The sequence below is a fragment of the Methylocystis sp. SB2 genome, from assembly GCF_049817085.1.
Taxonomy (GTDB): Bacteria; Pseudomonadota; Alphaproteobacteria; order Rhizobiales; family Beijerinckiaceae; genus Methylocystis; species Methylocystis rosea.
The window spans coordinates 494,643-511,444 of the sequence record NZ_CP187401.1 but is presented as its reverse complement, the minus strand read 5'-3'; the positions used below and the strand labels follow the sequence as shown (position 1 = coordinate 511,444).

Below are 16,802 nucleotides of genomic sequence, written 5' to 3'. Positions count from 1 at the left end.
GTCGTTGCGCCGCGACACGCCGTCATGCGACGCTATGGGCGGGGAGAAGCCAATGGCGGAGTATCGCTTGCGCCGGGCAAGCATTGAGGACGCCCGATCCATCGCCGAACTCCACGCTAAGGCCTGGCGGGAGACCTACCTCGGGGTAATGCGCGCCGAGGCGCTGGCCTCGATTAATCTCGACGATTGGACGCGGCGCTGGCGGGAGCGGATCGGCTCGAGCGAAGGCGCTGAGGCCGTGTTCATCGCCTGCGAGGGCGAGACGCCGGTGGGTTTCGCCCGGTGCAGTCGCCAGTCCAACCCAAAGCTCGTTCCGCTTGGCTTCCAGGGCGACATCGCGTCGATCTACCTGCTGCTGGGCGCACAACGCCGTGGATTGGGTAGGCGCTTGATCGAGCGGCTTGCGGCGCATCTGATTTCCGCCGGCTGTGCGAGCGCCGCCGTTTGGGTTTTGCGCGACTCGCCGACGGCCCGCGGCTTTTATGAAGCGCTTGGCGCGGAGCCCGTCGGCGTCGAGGGCGTGTGGGACATCGAGGGCGTCGTCCTCCCCGATATCGCGTATGGCTGGCGCGATCTGCACGCCTTGTGCGCGGGAGCCGGCGCCGTCACGCGTTCACCAATAAGGTGAGACAGGCGTGTTCTCGAGCGCCTCGGACAGCCGCGCCCGCGTCCCTGCGGTCGTATCGGCTGGCAGAGCGTCGAGCGCGAAGAAACCGGCCTCTGCGATCTCGCGATCAGGGGCGCGCGGCTGCGTGAGGCGGAACGCGCGCACGACGTAAAGCGCGACATGGTCTCGCATCGAGAACCGCCGATTGAAATACATGCCGAACAGTTCTGGCGGCGCATCGAGCAGGACATTCGCCTCCTCGCTCAGCTCGCGCTCTAGCGCCTCGGCAAGCGTTTCGCCGCGTTCGACGCCGCCGCCCGGCAAGTAAAAGCCCTCCACATAAGTGTGCCTGACAAGCAGCACGCGGCTGCTTGCGTCGATGACGAGGCCGCGCACGCCCAGGGTCATGGGACGCTGAAAGCGTGCGCCCAAAGCGATGAGTCGCGACGTAAAGCGGGTGCGCCTCGATGGCGCCGCGCGTCCTTCTTCAGGCTTCGTCAAAACCGCCTCCGATCGCCCAAAACTATGGCAAATGACGCGCGAAACCTCTAGTGTCGCTGACCCATCTCGATGAGGAAAGCGCCGCGCGCGCAAAAGGCAGTTAGAGAGGATTCTTGAACTTCCGGCTCGCTCATCTTTCCGACGCGCATATCGGCCCAATTCCTCGGCCCAATCTCGCGGAACTGCTTGGCAAGCGCGTCACGGGCTATGTGAACTGGCTTTATAAGCGCGGCGATCAGCACGATATGAGCGTGCTCGGCAAAATCGTCGCGGACATCAAAGCGCAGGCGCCCGACCATGTCGTCATGACCGGCGACATCGTCAACATCGGACTCCCCGGTGAAATCGCGCTCGCCAAAGACTGGCTCGCCTCTCTGGGCGCCCCCGGCGACGTGAGCTTCACGCCCGGAAATCACGACGCCTATGTGGCGAGCGTGACCGACCTCGTTCGCGAGGTTTTCGCGCCTTGGACGAGCAGCGAGAGCGAAGTCGCGGGCTTTCCCTATTTGCGCCGGCGCGGCGGCGTCGCGCTGATCGGTCTCGACACCGGCGTGCCGACGGCGCCATTCGTCGCTTCCGGGCGGCTCGGGGCGACTCAGCTGGCGGCGCTCGCGGATCTGCTGGAGCGCGCCAAGGCGGAGGGGCTTGCGCGCGTCGTTTGCCTTCATCACCCGCCGCATGTCGGCGGCGCCAAGCGGCTGCGCGGGCTCGAAGACGCGGCGGCATTCGAAAGCGTCATCGCGCGTCATGGCGCTGAACTCGTTCTGCACGGGCACAATCACAAGCCCAGTCTGCATCGTCTGTCAGGGCCGGGCGCCGGGACGCCGGTCGTCGGCGTCGCGTCGGCTTCGGCGCGCCCCGGCGGGCATTATCCGGGCGCCGCCTATAATCTTTACCAGATTGAGGGCGAAGCTGACGGCGTCAGGATTTCGCTGCGCAGGCGTGGACTGAACGACGCTGGCGAGGTCGTTGAGCTCGAGTCCGTTCAGCTATGAAAGCTTAGAGCGCGCTGCGAAAAAGTGGGAACCGGTTTTTCGTATGGAGCGCGCTCGATGCTTTGGGGTTCGATCAAATTATCTGCATTTGGGCGTTTTCGCCCAAATGCAGCGTGATCTAGCCTGCGAAATAGGCGCGATAGATCCATGCCGCCAGGACCGTCAAGAATGCGAAGAAAGCGGTCGCGCCAAAAAACTCGGCGATGAACGCGGCGACGCGAGTCGTTTTTCCGGAGAGGGATTTGTCGTTTTCGCGCGCGTTCGCCCTTTCGCGCGCTGCGGCGATCTTCACGCCAAGCGCCTGCGCCGCGCCGCCGCTCGCATAATCGACCGCGAGCGCCTTTTCACGCTCGATCAGGCGATGCGCGATATAGCTGGTGATCGCTTCGACAAGGTCGTCGATGCTGTCGCTTTCGCGAAGCGTCAACCGGCCGTGGCGCGTATCCTGGAGAAAGCGATAGGTCCGCCTGTCGCGATCCATCTCTACGAAGCCGATCTGGTCAATGAACAGGCGCGGGCATTCCGCGGGCGCAACGCCGACGTCGAAAATATCGCAGTCGCGCGGCACCTGCGCCAAAACCGGCGACAGAGCCTCGCCGAGCATCTCCAGCCGGGCGATTTCCGCGGCGCGTAAATCGGAAATGGCGGCGGAGCGCTCCGCGTTCTCGAGGCGCGCGCGGCGCAGCGCGCCGGACAGACTGGCCATACGCTCGTCAAGCGAACCCGCCGGTCCCTTGCGGGCGACGCGCTCGCGCTCGACGAGAAGCGACAGACGCTCGGCGGGCGTGGCGGCGGACGCGTGTGGCTGGTCGGCGACGCGCGTGTCGGCTGGCGGCGCGGGCAGGGGCTCTTCCATGTCGTCCACTCGCTGAGGCCCTCGTAGCGCGGCCGGGGCATTAAAGCATTGTGGACTATAGCGGCTCTCGGCGGCGGTGCGAAGCGCAAGCGCGACGAAGCGAGGCTGGGAGTCGACTTTTTCCCCCGCGTCCGGCAAGGGACTCCATACGATCGCCGCTGATTCCGGCCATTAACGTTAAAAAACGCCGGTTTCAACAAAAGGCGCGGAGGGAATCCATGGCCGTCAATCGCGGCGAATCGGACGTCAACAGCGCGTTGTTCGAGCGCATTCTGATCGGCATGGGCTTTGCGGTCTTCGCGGCGCTGGAGGCGGCTGGCGGCGGCGAGCATGCGATCGTGGCCGGTTTTTTTGCCGGCGCGACGATTTTCGTGCTGCGCCGCTCCTCGGAAAGCGCGCGCCAGGCGGCCGATTTCGCCGTGGATTTCCTCGCTGTCGCGACATTTACGCTGCTATGCGACCGCGCCGGCCTGTTGTGGCGAGCGCCGGAAACTTTCGCCGAACTGTTCCGGCTCTCGCCGGTCGGGGCGGCGACCGCCACCATTCTCTATCTCGCCGGGGTCGTCACGCTGAGGGCGCGTTCGCGTATGGCGGTCCGCGCGGCGCTTTTCGTTTTGCCGCTGCAGTTCAGCCTGTTGATCGCTCTCGGCTCGCCGCCCGTCGCCCAGATCGGCGGCGCGCTGCTCCTTGGCCTCGACGTTCCGGAGGCCTTCAGAAAAATCGTCGGGCATACGCTGGTCCTGTTTCTGCTCAACGAATCGATTGTCGTCGGCATCCCCCTCGCGCTCGGTCGTTTTCTGCCCCGACAATGGCGTCCGCATAGCATTCTGCTCGCCTCGGCCTTCGTCGCTTCGCTGACGCCCTACATTGCGACCTCGGTCTCGTATTTCGTCGCGCCTTATTTGCCCTATCCGGTGACGGCGGTGGTCGCGACGGTGGCGGCGGCGCTCGCGCAAGCGGGATTATGGGGCCAAACCTATCTCGTGACCCAGGCGATGGCGGGCCTTTTGCGCGCGACCCCGTCGCTGCAGGTCGTGGTGTTCCATGATTGGCGCACCGGCGCCGAAAAGGGCGCCGTCTATGGCTTCGTGTTCATGGCGCTGCTGCTCGCGGTCGGACTGGTCGTGTCTTTTGCGCCCGCCGTCGCCGTCATTTCGGCCTCCGGCCCGATCGGCGGCGCGCTGATTGGCGCCGCGCTTTTTCCGCTCGCGCGCGCGATCGTGGAGAGCACCGATTCGACTCCGCCATTCTTTGCGCGCGTCGAAGAACTCTATCTGCATCCGTCCAACTACTTTCGCGGCGCGGTCGCCGGCGCGGCCATCGGACTAGCCCTGATGATTGGGCTTCCCGGGGCGAGTGGGAGCGGGCGGTTTCTGTTCGGCGCGATCGCGGGAGCGCTCGCCTACGCCGGCGTCGATGCGGCGTTTGATTTCGCGGCGTTGACGCAAGGGCGCCGGCAGCATCTGCGCAGTTGGCGCGTCTATTCGCTGGGCGCGCTTCTCGGCGCACTCGTCGCCGGCGCCGTCGCTTGGTATCTCGACGCGGGGCAGGTGGAGAACATCACGGCGAAATTCTTCGCCTACACGTCGCTCGATTACGGCGCGGACGGACGCCCCATCACCGAATATGTCATTCGACCGCTTTTCTCGAAGTGGGGTGCGACGGATCTCGGCAGGGTCGACGGCGGCGTGAGGCTGCTGTTCGACGAGTCGCTCTCGGGCGTCATCCAATGGGTGTTCGCCGCGCCGCTCTTTTCGATCAATCTTTTCTTTCTTACAGCGCTCGTTCAGCGCAGCCTGCAGCCGCTTCGCCAACTCGCGAGTTGGCAAGGCCTCGACATGCTCATCGAAAACGCCGTTCGCGTCTTGCGCTGGGGCCTGTGGATGGCGCCGGTGATCTATTCCTTCCTGAAAGCTTCGCCCGACCCCGCTTGGTACAATCAGGACGGACTCATCCGTACCGGCGTCGCGAGCTGGATGAGCTACATCCTGCCGGACTCGGATTTTCGGGCCTGGAGCCTCGACATTTTCACGGCGCTTCTCGCCTATGACGCCCTGCGAGTGCTGATCTGGTTCGACCACATGGGCCTGCGCGTCGCGACGCTCGTCAATCTGTCCTTTGTCGGCGGCGACGTCGCCGATGAGAAAGCCGCCCGCTTCCTTGGAAAGGCGCAAACAAGCCGCGCGATCCCCGAAGGCATCCGCCGCTTTGGCACCTGGGCGCCGCTGCTGTTGCCCTTCTATATCCCGCGCGGCGCCGAATGGGACAAGGCGTGGAGCGCCGCCGAGCAGATGTCGCAGACGCGGCCGCCGTCCTATGCCTATCTTGTCAGCGGATATTTGATCTACGCCGGCATTGTCGCCTTCGGCCTTGTACTCTTCCTTCTGGGGCGGCTTGCGCGCGCGCAGAAAGTGACGATTGAGGGCATTACCGGCGCTGGCGGCGTGCCGGGCTCGCGGCCGCTGAAACTGACCAACGGGCTGATGATCAGCGAGTGGTTTCAGGACGGGCAGGGCGCCATGCGCATCGAAGGCGTCGCGCGCGGCGGCCCTCCGATCGACTTGACGCGACGACCCGACGATCACGCCCACCCGCGCGGACGCTTCCTTTTTCTGCGTGAAGACGGCGGCGAGCTATGGTCGATCGGCGAGGCGCCGACGCGCTGCAGAGCCACTCAGGCGTCGCTCACCGACGCCGGCGAGAACTGCCTGTTCTTCATGGCGGAGCGCAACGGATTCGCGATCGAAGCGAGCGTTTCGCTCGCCGCCGACGAAGCGGTCGAGATCACGCATCTCAAGATCGTCAATCTCGAGCAACGCCATCGTAAATTGATGCTCGCGTCGCTGCGCGAATGGGTGCTGAACGAGACCGGCGTCGAGCTTCGCGACGCCGCCTACAACGCGATTCACATCGGCACTTGGTATGTCCGATCGCTGAACGCGATTTTCGCCCAAAACCGTTTGCTCAAGGGCGGGGCGCGGCGCCAATCCGATCGCCGGCTGTCCCCTGAGATCGGCTTTCACGCCATCGGCGCCGGCGCAGACGCGAAGATCTCCATCATCGGCTATGAGGATGTGAAGTCGCGTTTCTATGGAATGGGATCGACCTATGCGCCGGACAGCCTGCTTGGACTGGCGGCGCCCCGTGATCCGAAAGATGAAGGTCTGCTCTATGGCTTCGAGCCCTGCGCCAGTCTGCGCGTCGAAGTCGAACTCGCGGCCGCCGGCGCGACGGAATTGATCATCGTCGACGGCTGGGCGCGGGACATGGGACGCGCGACGGATTCCATTGCACGGCATCTGGGGATCGCCCCCGTCGCGCCTGAGACGCTGAACAAGGCGTTGTCGCGCCGCCGCGGGCTCATTTTGCCGCCCCCACCCAAGAAGCCGCGCTACGCCTTTTCCCAGGACGGCCAAAGCGTCACGCTTGCGCCCGGCACGCCGCGTCCTTTCGGCCACGTCATCGCCAACGCCTTCGGACAGGGCGCAGTGCTCACGAATGACGGCGAAATTTTTTCTTTCCACGGCAATTCGCGACTGAACAGCTTCACCCCGTTTCGCATGGGCGAGGGCCGCATGGCGCCGGCCGGGCAGAGGATTTACGTCTATGATCTCGCCCGCACCGACGCGCATAGTCCGACCTTCGTTCCGCTGCGCCGTCGCGACGCGGAATATCAGGTGACGTTTTCGCCGGGCGCCGCGGTCTTTCGCGCCGAGCGCGATCATCTTGAACTCGAGATGACCGTATTCGTCAGCCCCACGCAGCCGATCGAGTTCAAGATCCTGAAGATCCGCAACAAGACCGACCATGAGCGTCTGCTGCAGATCACGCCGTCAATGGAAATCGTATTGGCGGAGACGCCGAACGAAAGTCTCGGCGTTTTGGAATCGATCATCGACGAAAATGTGCATTCGATCTACTTCCGCAATCCTCGCAATAATTTCGTGCAGGGCTGGGCGTTTGTGACGACGTCGATACCGGCGGAATTCGCTGAGACGTCGCGTCGCCGCTTCCTGGGGCATGAGAGCCGCGATCCCTACCTGCCTTACATGGTCGAGCACGGCCATCCGGATGCGGGCGCGCCCGCGCATGAACGGAAAGTCGCCGCGTTCAGCGGCGCGATCGACGTGCCGGCCGGAGAAGAAGCCGTCGTCGTCGTGGCGCTTGGACAGACGACGACGATCGAAGACGCGAAGCGGCTCGCCGATTATGCGCGCGATCCCGACCACGCCTATGCCGAACTCGAGGCGAATGCGCGCGCATGGGACGAACAATTGTCCGTGTTGCGCATCAAGACCAATCGTCCCGACTTCGACCGCCTCGTCAACGATTGGCTGCCCTATCAATTGCTCGCCGCGCGCCTGTGGGGACGCACAGGTCCTTCACAGCGTTCCGGCGCCACGGGCTATCGCGACCAGCTGCAGGATGTGATCCCCCTCATCCATCTCGCGCCCGAGCGCGCCCGCGCTCAAATTCTGCTGCACGCCGCGCATCAATATATCGAGGGCGACGCCTGCAAATGGTGGCATCGCGCGCCCAACGGCGGCACGGGCCTCGCGGACCGCACGCATGCGTCGGATCCGCATTTGTGGTTGCCGTATGTGACGGTTCGCTATGTTCGGGGGAGTGGAGACTACGCCATCCTCGACGAAGTTGAGACCTTCCTCGAGGCAAGTCCCGTCCCCAAGGATCAGGAGGGCGAAGCCACCGTGCCGCTGACGTCGCGCGACAAGGATACGCTGCTCGGCCACTGCGCGCGCGGCATCGACTGGACGCTCGACCGTTTCGGCGCGCATGGCCTGCCGCTGATGGGATCTGGGGACTGGGACGACGGCATGAATCTCGTCGGTGACGAAGGCCGCGGCGAGAGCGTTTGGCTTGGGTTCTTCCTGCACGGCATCCTCCTCGACATCGCGCCGCTGTTCGAGGCGAAGGGCGACGCCGACCGCGCCGAACGCTATCGCGAACGCGCCGCGAAGCTTCGGTCCGCGCTTGAGAATTGCTGGCGGGGCGATCGCTACATCCGCGCCTATGCCGATGATGGCCAGGAAGTCGCGCCAATGAGCGCGATGACGTCCTCATGGCCGACTCTGGCGCGGGCCGTCGACGCTGCGCGCGGCCGCGAGGCGATCGAGAACGCCTTGGCCGTTCTCGGTCTCGGCGATCGCGTATTGCTCGTCCATCCGCCTTTTGACGAACACTCACAGCCCTATCCCGGGCGCAGCGCCGAATATCCGCCGGGCGTGCGGGAAAACGGCGGCCAATATTCGCATGGCGTTTCCTGGTTCGTCGACGCGCTGGCGAAGCTCGCCGCGCAGGCGCAACAGGACGGCGACTCGCGCGCCGCCGACGAACTGTTTCGCAGAGCGTTCGAGACGTGGATCGCGATCTCGCCGATCTCCAAGCTCACGACGCCGGCCGCCGCCGACATTTACGGGTTGCCGCCGCATCAGCAGCCGGCAGACGTCTATAACGGCGAGGGCTATGAAGGGCGAGGCGGGTGGAGCTGGTACTCCGGCGCGGCGGCGCGCATGTTGTCAGCCGCATATGCGATGCTTGGCCTTGAATTCGAGAACGGCGAGTTGCAGCCGCGCCCGGACGCCTTCCATCCCAAGGGCGAACTGCGGCTGGAGCGCGTCGTCTACCTTGGAAAGACGTTCGAAGCGGAGAAACGTCGCCGCGTTTGGTAGCGCCTGGAGGCGTGAGGGGATATGGCCGATCGCGTCGTCACGCTTAACGCCGGGTCGTCTTCGGTGAAATTCGCCTTGTTTGCGGCGGACGCTGACTGGCCGCGGCTGATCGTTTCTGGCGCGGTCGAAGGGCTCGGCGCGAAGCCGCGTTTTCGCGCGGCCATTGTCGATGGAAAGATAAGCGACAGGCCGCTCGCCGCCAAACTCACGCACAGGCAGGCGATTGCAGCGATCTTCGAATGGATCGACGACGCTTACCCGGCGGCGGCGGTCAGCGCGATCGGGCACCGAGTCGTGCATGGCGGGCTGCGCTTCGCCGCGCCGGTCATCGTCGATGCGGAAATCATCGCGGAACTGCGAGAATTCATTCCGCTGGCGCCGCTGCACCAGCCGCATAATCTTGCCGGAATCGAAGGCGCCAAGGAAGCCTTTCCGCATGTGCCGCAGGTCGCGTGTTTCGATACGGCTTTCCATCGTGGACATGCCTTCGTCGATGACGCCTATGCGCTTCCCTATTCCTACTACGAGCGTGGCCTGCGCCGTTTCGGCTTCCACGGGTTGTCGTATGAATATATTTCCCGGCGGCTCCGCGCGATTGATCCAATTCACGCCGAAGGCGGCGTCATCGTCGCGCATCTTGGCAATGGCGCGTCGCTTTGCGCGATGAAAGGCGGGCGTTCGGTCGCCGCCAGCATGGGCTTCTCGGCGCTGGAAGGCCTGCCCATGGGCACCCGCTGCGGTCAGATCGATCCCGGACTGCTGCTTTATCTGCTCCGGAGCGACGGCATGACTCCCGAGGAGCTTTCGCATCTCCTTTATGAACGCTCGGGCCTGCTCGGCCTTTCCGGCGTCTCACATGACATGCGTACGCTTGAGGCGTCCGAAGAACCACGCGCGCAAGCGGCGATCACTTATTTCATTCATCGCATCAAAATGGAGATCGCGGCGCTCGCGGCGGCGATCGGCGGATTCGACGCGCTGGTGTTCACGGCCGGAATTGGAGAGCATTCGCCGCGCGTGCGCGCCGGGGTGGTCGAAGGCCTCGGCTGGCTGGGGCTGACGCTCGACGCGGCGGCCAATGCGCGCAATGACCTTGTCATTTCGGCGCCGAAGTCGCGCGTCCCTGTGTTTGTGACGCCGACTGACGAGGAATCGATGATTGCGCGCCACACGATTGAAACGGCAGGACTGACGGCTGTGGCGAGGTGATTGCGGCTCGGTGCGCGGCGGTCGCTGCAGCAAGACCAAATGGAATCGCTCGGCCAATTCAAATCAGAATCTGACAACAGTCGAGCGGGGACAGCCAACAAAAGCGATTGACCCGCCGGGCGCAACCGTCCAAAATATTTATAATTATTGCCGATACATAGCGTGATTGTGCCGCTGCGGCGCGGAACCAATCAATCGTAAATTCGCCGCCATATCTGATTGGCGCATTGACCGAGGTCGTAGTGCCCATCCTCAGGGATAACGAACGCCAGTCGTCTGATGGTGGGGGTCTCACAGCCTTCGTCGCGCGGCATATTCCGGAACCCGTATCGCCTGATCATCTGACATACGCCGGACTTGTCGGCGCCGTCCTTGTCGCCATTGGGTTTATCGCCAGTCGGTGGTCGAACTGGTTCCTCGCGCTGGTCGCGCTGGGGCTGACACTCAATTGGCTTAGCGAGAATCTGGTGCGCGCTGTTTCGGAACGTCGTGGCGCTGCGCGTCCGCTTTATGGATATTTCATCGACAACTCGGCCGACCTCGTCGCTCAAACGCTGATCATCATGGCGCTTGGCTTCTCGCCTTATTTCACCATTCCCTCGGCGTTGCTCGTCCTCTCTCTCTATCTGTTGCTGAGCTCATACAAATATCTGCTTGTCGTGATCCATGGCGGCAAGCAGCCAGGCGGCGGATTCGAGCCGAAGGGGCTTCGGCTGCTCGTGATGGGCTGGTCGCTCTCTGCGGCATTGATGGGACATGAACTCGCGTCGCAACGCGTGCTCTCATTCGCGGCGCTCGACGTCATCGTCGCCGCTCTGTCGATGTGCGCCTTTGTGATCTTCGTCTTCATCGTTCGCAGAGATTTGGGGCGGGTTCGGCTCCAAGAGAATAGAGCCGGCGACGATAGCGATGACGAATTATTGGATGAACGCCAGGTCATTTCGCTTGTCTCGCAATTGGCGCCTGTCCGTCGCTCCACGGCGCGAGCCGACAAGAAGATTTCAGCCGGCTAGGGCTTAGTCGGACGCAGCAAAAACCTCGACTCTGTTTGCGTGGCCGAGTTGGGCCTGGAGTCCGGCGCGTCCTGGCGTCATTCACGAGAAGAAAGTCGCGGCGAACGAAGACGTCATCTACGTTCGCAGAGATTTGGGGCGGGTTCGGCTCCAAGAGAATAGAGCCGGCGACGATAGCGATGACGAATTATTGGATGAACGCCAGGTCATTTCGCTTGTCTCGCAATTGGCGCCTGTCCGTCGCTCCACGGCGCGAGCCGACAAGAAGATTTCAGCCGGCTAGGGCTTAGTCGGACGCAGCAAAAACCTCGACTCTGTTTGCGTGGCCGAGTTGGGCCTGGAGTCCGGCGCGTCCTGGCGTCATTCACGAGAAGAAAGTCGCGGCGAACGAAGACGTCATCTACGACGTCACCAATGCGATCGACGCCAATCTCATGCGTAAGGTCGTTTCCTGACGCCTAACTGAATGGCGGAAGGCGCGGCGTCAAAATTGCTGTTGCAGAAAAGGCACATCCGTCGCGAAACGGCGAAACGCGCGGTCGAAGCGAAAGGTTCGAATTGCGAAACGCCTCTCGCCTTGCTCATTTGCCGTCATTCTGGAGTTCTTCACGGCGAGGACAATGATGGCCCATAAATTCTTGACAGGCGCTGTTATGGCGTTGGCGTTCGCAACGGGATCGGCGATCGCCGCGGATTTGCCCTCCCTCAAGGCGCCGCCGGCCTATCTTCCGCCTCCGCCGCCGATGTGGACCGGCTTCCATGCCGGTTTGAATGCGGGCGGCGCATGGAACGCAAGCACGGGGACCAACTTCGCTTCGGCGCCCTTTCTCATCAATGGCGCCGACAATGTCCCGTGGGCGGCGGCTGCAGCCATCTCAGGAACGGGCAGCGTCTCGACGAATGGCGCCGGTTTCATTGGCGGCGGCCAACTCGGCTATGATTTGCAATTCAACAGCGTTTTTCTCGCTGGAATAGAAACGGACATTCAGGGCGTCGCCGGCTCGAACGGCGCCGCCGCCGTCGTGACGCTCGCGCCAACGCCAGCGCCGGGACTGAACCTGCTGACGAGCGTCGCCAGCAACAAGTCGCTCGATTTTCTCGGCACGGTGCGCGGTCGGCTCGGCTATCTCGTAACGCCGACATTGCTTGCTTACGCGACCGGCGGACTCGCTTACGGACAGGCGACGTCCACCACGAGTTTTTTTCAACACGTGCCGAATGATTTCTCCGGCTTTTTGTTGATCGGCGCCAATCAGGGACGATTTTCACAGACGCGAGTCGGCTGGACGGCCGGCGGCGGACTGGAATGGATGTTTTGGCCGCAATGGAGCGCCAAGATCGAATATCTCTTTTACGATCTCGGCGCCGCCGCCTATCCCGTCGCGATCACCACCGATTGGCAGTCGACAAATCTATTGGTCGCCAACGCCACTCAAGCGCGCACGCGCTTTGACGGTCATGTCGTCCGCGTCGGCCTGAACTACCACTTCAACTGGGGCGCCGCGCCCGTCGTCGCGAAATATTGATTCGCCTGAAGGAGACGCCAGCAGAGAGGCCGCGTCATATGCTCACCTCCATCGCCGATCGGTCGGTCATCGTCACCGGCGGCAGCCGGGGCATCGGCCGTGGCGTCGCGCGTGTTTTCGCAGCCAAGGGCGCGCAGGTGCTGGTGGTTGGCCGTGACCTTGCGCAGGCCGAGTCCGCGGCGGCGGCGATTCGAGCCGAAGGGGGACGCGCCAGCGGGTTCGCCGCCGATGTCGGCAATCCGGGAGATGTCGAGCGGATGGCGGCCGCGGCGCTCGAGCGGCACGGCGGCATCGACATTCTCTGCGCCAACGCCGGCGTCTTTCCGGCCGCACGGCTCATGGAGATGACGCTGGAGCAATGGAACGAAGTGTTATCCACCAACCTTGCCGGCGCCTTTCTGAGCGTGCGGGCCTGCGTGCCTGCGCTGGCGCGCAGCGGTCGGGGGCGGATCGTGCTCACCTCCTCGATCACGGGCCCGATCACCGGCTATCCCGGCTGGACGCATTACGCGGCGAGCAAGGCGGGACAACTGGGCTTCATGCGCACGGCGGCGCTGGAACTGACGCCGTACGGCATCACCATCAACGCCGTTCTGCCGGGCAATGTGCGCACCGAAGGACTCGGCGCGCTTGGCGAAGACTATTTGGCGCAGATGACGGCCTCGATCCCGCAACGCCGGCTCGGGAGCGTCGAGGACGTCGCCTACGCCGCGCTGTTTTTCGCCAGCGACGAAGCCGGCTACATCACCGGCCAAACGCTGGTGATCGATGGTGGGCAGGTGTTGCCTGAGTCGCTGACGGCGCTGGAGGAGATGGGGCGGTGAACGGCTTTGGCCGCAACGGGTCGCAGACTTGGTTGAGTTGATCGAACGGCCATCCCAAGTATGCCGCAGAGGTCCGGCAACGATCAATGGCCTCCAGCGCAAGCGCCTGTTTAATGGCGGCGGCGAGCGGTGGAAACAATCGGTGCGACGGTAGCCGTTGCTATTTCCGGTGAAGCAAAATCCAACGTGAAGAAGTTACGAACAAAATGACTGCATCAAAGCCTAAGCGAAGGAAGCCTCGGCCAACCACGCCGTACGTTTGGAATGAAACGCGCGACGAATTTAAACCAGAAGACGTTCAATCGCTCGTCGACGCGCTGCTTAGAAATTATCTCAGCACTGAACCGTCGAAGGGAAAAGCTACTGAAGCTCGAAAGTTTGAAATTGCGGAGCAGACAATCGACCTGTTCTGGCGATTATTCGACATGCTTGGCTACTGGGCACAGGCTCAGATAGTTGGAAAGGTTTGGGCAGAGGCCAACCCAAAACTAGCGAACCAACTTGCAGAGCTTTGGAGCATCGCCGACGGCATCGAATTCGATTCTCACGTTTTGGAGAGGTTCGGCTCGGAATTCGGGCAGTCACGGGGTTGGATCGGCGAGCCCATTTTCGATTTCTTGGCGAGCAGAGAAGATTTGGACGAGCAGACCCAACTTTCGCAGCCTGTGTTGCGAGAGGCAATGCGCCGCCTGCTTTGCTCAGATTCGCGTCGAAGCTCCTTTTGGCGGAGACCACTAGCGGAAGGTCTAAAGGCTCTCAATTTCGGACAAATCGTAGAGCCGCTGGAACCGGTGCGAAGTCGTCGAAGAGCGGATTTCTTCGAAACGCTTGCCCTCAAAAGCGAAGCGCTATGTCGCATGAATTTTCTAATCGGCAAGGGCATCAAGAAGCATATCGCTTTAGAAAAAGTCGCTGGCGTATTGAACCAAAGCCCGGAAACATTGCGCTCATGGGAAAAGCTGTTGCGAGATGACGAGGAACATCAGGCTGACGCTCACGCCGCTCGCATTGCAGGCAAATTTGAGGAGGAAGTTAGGACTCGATCGGTTGATGAACTGGTCGATAAGTATGGCGACGAAGGCTTCCAGAATATCCCCTATTGGCAAAGGGCCAAATATCAGATGGGTCGAGCGCAGCATTACCCACTCGAACGCATTCGAGACGAACTAAACGAAATTCGCGCAGCGAAATCCGCGGTATCTAGACCTCGCTCCAAGATACCAAAAATGCGGTGACTATACCGACAGAAGATTCACCGCGACGAGAGTTGCCAGCGCCGGATACTAAGTCGGACACGTCGGGCAATAAGCATGCCCCGCTGGAAAGGAGCGTCCATGAATGTTCTAAATGCCGTTTCATCGCATTATGACGATGAAGCACTTTCGCCGGCCGAAGCCGGAAAATTTGTCGGTCTAGCGCCGGCCTGCCCTTGCCATAATGCGCTGTTGGGGCGGAGGGAGATATTAATTGCGGGGACTAGCGGAAAGCAGCAACTCGCGTCACGCGTAACGCAGTTCGGGAGCCACGCAAGTCCTCGTCAGTAATCAAGAACGCGCCGCGTCGCGCCATAGGTCTCTGCAGAAGCGCAAGGCGTATCGCTTCCAATTTGGCTTCGAGCGAAACATCTTGAATTTTCGCACGTCCCTTCGCGGGATTCTGGCGTATCTTGGTCATGCGATATCCTCCCGACATCACGAATCAAAATCATATTCCCTCTGATATCGGCATGCCAGAAAATGGTTTGGGCAAAATGAACAAACGTCGCACGCAGGCGAAAGTCGAGTCGCAGCCAGAAAATTCAATCCACAATCCAGAGCTCTTTTTTGGGCTCGTCGGACCGATAGGCGTTGACATCGAAACCGTCGTTGAGGCCCTCGCACGAACTTTGAAAGAAGTAGATTACGACGCCGAGCCAGTACACCTGACTCAACATATGGAGAATTCACAAATAAAGTCTCACATCGAGAATGTATCTTACCACAAGCGATATATGTCTCTCATAAAATATGCGAATGAGTTTAGGAAAATAGCGGGTTCGCCGGCTGCCATGGCTGGTTTAGCGGTTCTCACTATTAGGAAAATTCGTTCAAATCATACTTCGAGCGAGACGCTACCTAGCTTGGGTACCGGTTATATCATTCGACAATTCAAGCGGCCCGAAGAAATTGCCGCGATGCGCCGAATATACGGGCGGAAATTCGTTCAGGTTTCCGTCTATGGCAGTCCATTGGATCGGCGCAAAGTCCTGATGGAAAAAATCGCATCATTCGATGCCTCCCCAAAGACAGACGCCGACCGAGAACGACAAGCGATTGAGTTAATCGAAACGGATGCAAATCAGGCGGATGAAGAAAACGGACAGCGCCTCGCTGACGTTTTCCATCTTGGGGACGTGTTCGTCGACGGCATAGATCGAGAAAAAGCAGAGACTACACTGCGCAGGTTCATAAGAGCGTTCTTCGGGAACAACGCCGCGTCCCCAACTATTGAGGAATTTGGCCTCTACACGGCGTCCGCGGCGGCCTTACGGTCGGTCGATTTATCTCGCCAAGTTGGCTCTGCGATTTTTACGCCTTCAGGCGACATCATCTCAATGGGTTGCAACGAAGTGCCTAAGCCCGGCGGCGGAAACTATTGGGCAGATTCCGGCGAGACATTGTCGAGAGACATAGAGCGAGGCAACGACGCCAATCAGGCCCGCAAAGCAGAGATTGTATTTGATTTGGTAGAAAGGCTCGGGCGAAGCCAAATGCTCGCTTCGGAGCTTGCTGCCTTAGCTAGCGTTCCAGAACGGGTTGCCGCGGTTATGTCCAAGACTGCCGTACGAGATGCGCAGATAATGGATATCATCGAATTCGGGCGAATGATCCATGCGGAAATGAGCGCACTTACGGACGCCGCTCGCCTTGGGCGATCCACGAAGGACGCGACCCTCTATTGCACGACCTACCCCTGTCACCTTTGCGCAAAGCATATCGTTGCGGCTGGCATAATGCGGGTAGTTTTCCTCGAACCTTACCCCAAGAGCGCCGCTCAGAAGTTGCATGATGACTCGATAACTTCCGAAAGGACAGACGCCAAAAAGGTGCTGTTCGAACCATTTATGGGAATTTCGCCACGTCGCTATCGCGAAATCTTCGAAAAGAAGCGGAGGAAAGGGTCGGATGGCCGCGCCCTTGACTGGTATGAGAAGGTCCCGGTACCGCTAGTCGAAGATAAGAGCGCCGCCTACATCGAGAACGAGGAATCCGAGGTTTTCCTGGCTCTGCCGAACTTTCTCAGGGGGCGCGGAAAGAAACCGAAGCCGGCGGGCCCAAAATAAATAGAGATTTCCAGACCGATATACGCACTCATGCGCGCGCACATATATATACGCCAACCAGCCCGGTCGTTACCGGAGGTAAAATCGGATTTCCGTATCCGACCAGCTATTTTAAATAACGCATTGAATTAACTGGTGCCGCTTGAGGGATTCGAACCCCCGACCCCCTCATTACGAATGAGGTGCTCTACCAGCTGAGCTAAAGCGGCGATTGGCGGACGCCCGAAGGCGCGCGGCGGGTCACTCTTATCGGCGCGCG

11 protein-coding genes and 1 tRNA gene are annotated in these 16,802 nt (G+C 61.4%); 9 read left to right on the top strand and 3 right to left on the bottom strand.

Annotated features, from left to right (window positions below; genetic code table 11):
• Positions 1–52: 52 nt before the first annotated feature.
• A complete protein-coding gene (locus ACPS74_RS02565) occupies positions 53–628 on the top strand; it encodes a GNAT family N-acetyltransferase (RefSeq protein WP_029649966.1) in 576 nt (191 codons plus the stop codon).
• Here ACPS74_RS02565 and ACPS74_RS02560 read toward each other — a convergent pair.
• On the bottom strand, positions 614–1,108 hold the full coding sequence (locus tag ACPS74_RS02560; protein WP_051381748.1) for an NUDIX domain-containing protein: 495 nt from the start codon (positions 1,106–1,108) through the stop codon (positions 614–616). The genes ACPS74_RS02565 and ACPS74_RS02560 overlap by 15 nt on opposite strands.
• 113 nt (positions 1,109–1,221) lie before the next feature.
• On the opposite strand from ACPS74_RS02560, the gene ACPS74_RS02555 reads away from it, so the two are divergent.
• On the top strand, positions 1,222–2,103 hold the full coding sequence (locus tag ACPS74_RS02555) for a metallophosphoesterase family protein (protein WP_029649962.1): 882 nt from the start codon (positions 1,222–1,224) through the stop codon (positions 2,101–2,103).
• 118 nt (positions 2,104–2,221) lie between these two features.
• Here ACPS74_RS02555 and ACPS74_RS02550 read toward each other — a convergent pair whose 3' ends face one another.
• Positions 2,222–2,959 (bottom strand): hypothetical protein, encoded by a 738-nt coding sequence (locus tag ACPS74_RS02550; RefSeq protein ID WP_029649960.1) that lies wholly within the window; start codon positions 2,957–2,959, stop codon positions 2,222–2,224.
• A gap of 218 nt (positions 2,960–3,177) precedes the next feature.
• On the opposite strand from ACPS74_RS02550, the gene ACPS74_RS02545 reads away from it, so the two are divergent.
• From ACPS74_RS02545 to ACPS74_RS02515, 7 genes are all read left to right on the top strand, one after another.
• A complete protein-coding gene (locus ACPS74_RS02545; RefSeq protein ID WP_029649958.1) occupies positions 3,178–8,649 on the top strand; it encodes a GH36-type glycosyl hydrolase domain-containing protein in 5,472 nt (1,823 codons plus the stop codon).
• Positions 8,650–8,670: 21 nt separating this feature from the next.
• Positions 8,671–9,858, top strand: coding sequence for an acetate/propionate family kinase (locus ACPS74_RS02540; RefSeq protein WP_029649957.1), 1,188 nt, complete (start codon positions 8,671–8,673; stop codon positions 9,856–9,858).
• Positions 9,859–10,100: 242 nt separating this feature from the next.
• Positions 10,101–10,871, top strand: a complete 771-nt coding sequence (locus ACPS74_RS02535) for a hypothetical protein (RefSeq protein ID WP_157055236.1) — start codon at positions 10,101–10,103, stop codon at positions 10,869–10,871.
• A 620-nt stretch (positions 10,872–11,491) separates the two neighbouring features.
• Entirely contained in the window at positions 11,492–12,397 is a 906-nt protein-coding gene (locus ACPS74_RS02530; protein ID WP_051381746.1) for an outer membrane protein, read from the top strand.
• A 38-nt stretch (positions 12,398–12,435) separates the two neighbouring features.
• Positions 12,436–13,221, top strand: coding sequence for a 3-oxoacyl-ACP reductase FabG (gene fabG / locus ACPS74_RS02525; RefSeq protein ID WP_029649952.1), 786 nt, complete (start codon positions 12,436–12,438; stop codon positions 13,219–13,221).
• Positions 13,222–13,427: 206 nt separating this feature from the next.
• Positions 13,428–14,456: a hypothetical protein gene (locus ACPS74_RS02520; RefSeq protein WP_157055235.1), complete on the top strand. Its 1,029-nt coding sequence runs from the start codon at positions 13,428–13,430 to the stop codon at positions 14,454–14,456.
• Positions 14,457–14,893: 437 nt separating this feature from the next.
• Entirely contained in the window at positions 14,894–16,543 is a 1,650-nt protein-coding gene (locus ACPS74_RS02515; protein WP_244471418.1) for an anti-phage dCTP deaminase, read from the top strand.
• A 133-nt stretch (positions 16,544–16,676) separates the two neighbouring features.
• Here ACPS74_RS02515 and ACPS74_RS02510 read toward each other — a convergent pair.
• Positions 16,677–16,752: transfer RNA gene (locus ACPS74_RS02510), tRNA-Thr, on the bottom strand.
• Positions 16,753–16,802: the final 50 nt, after the last annotated feature.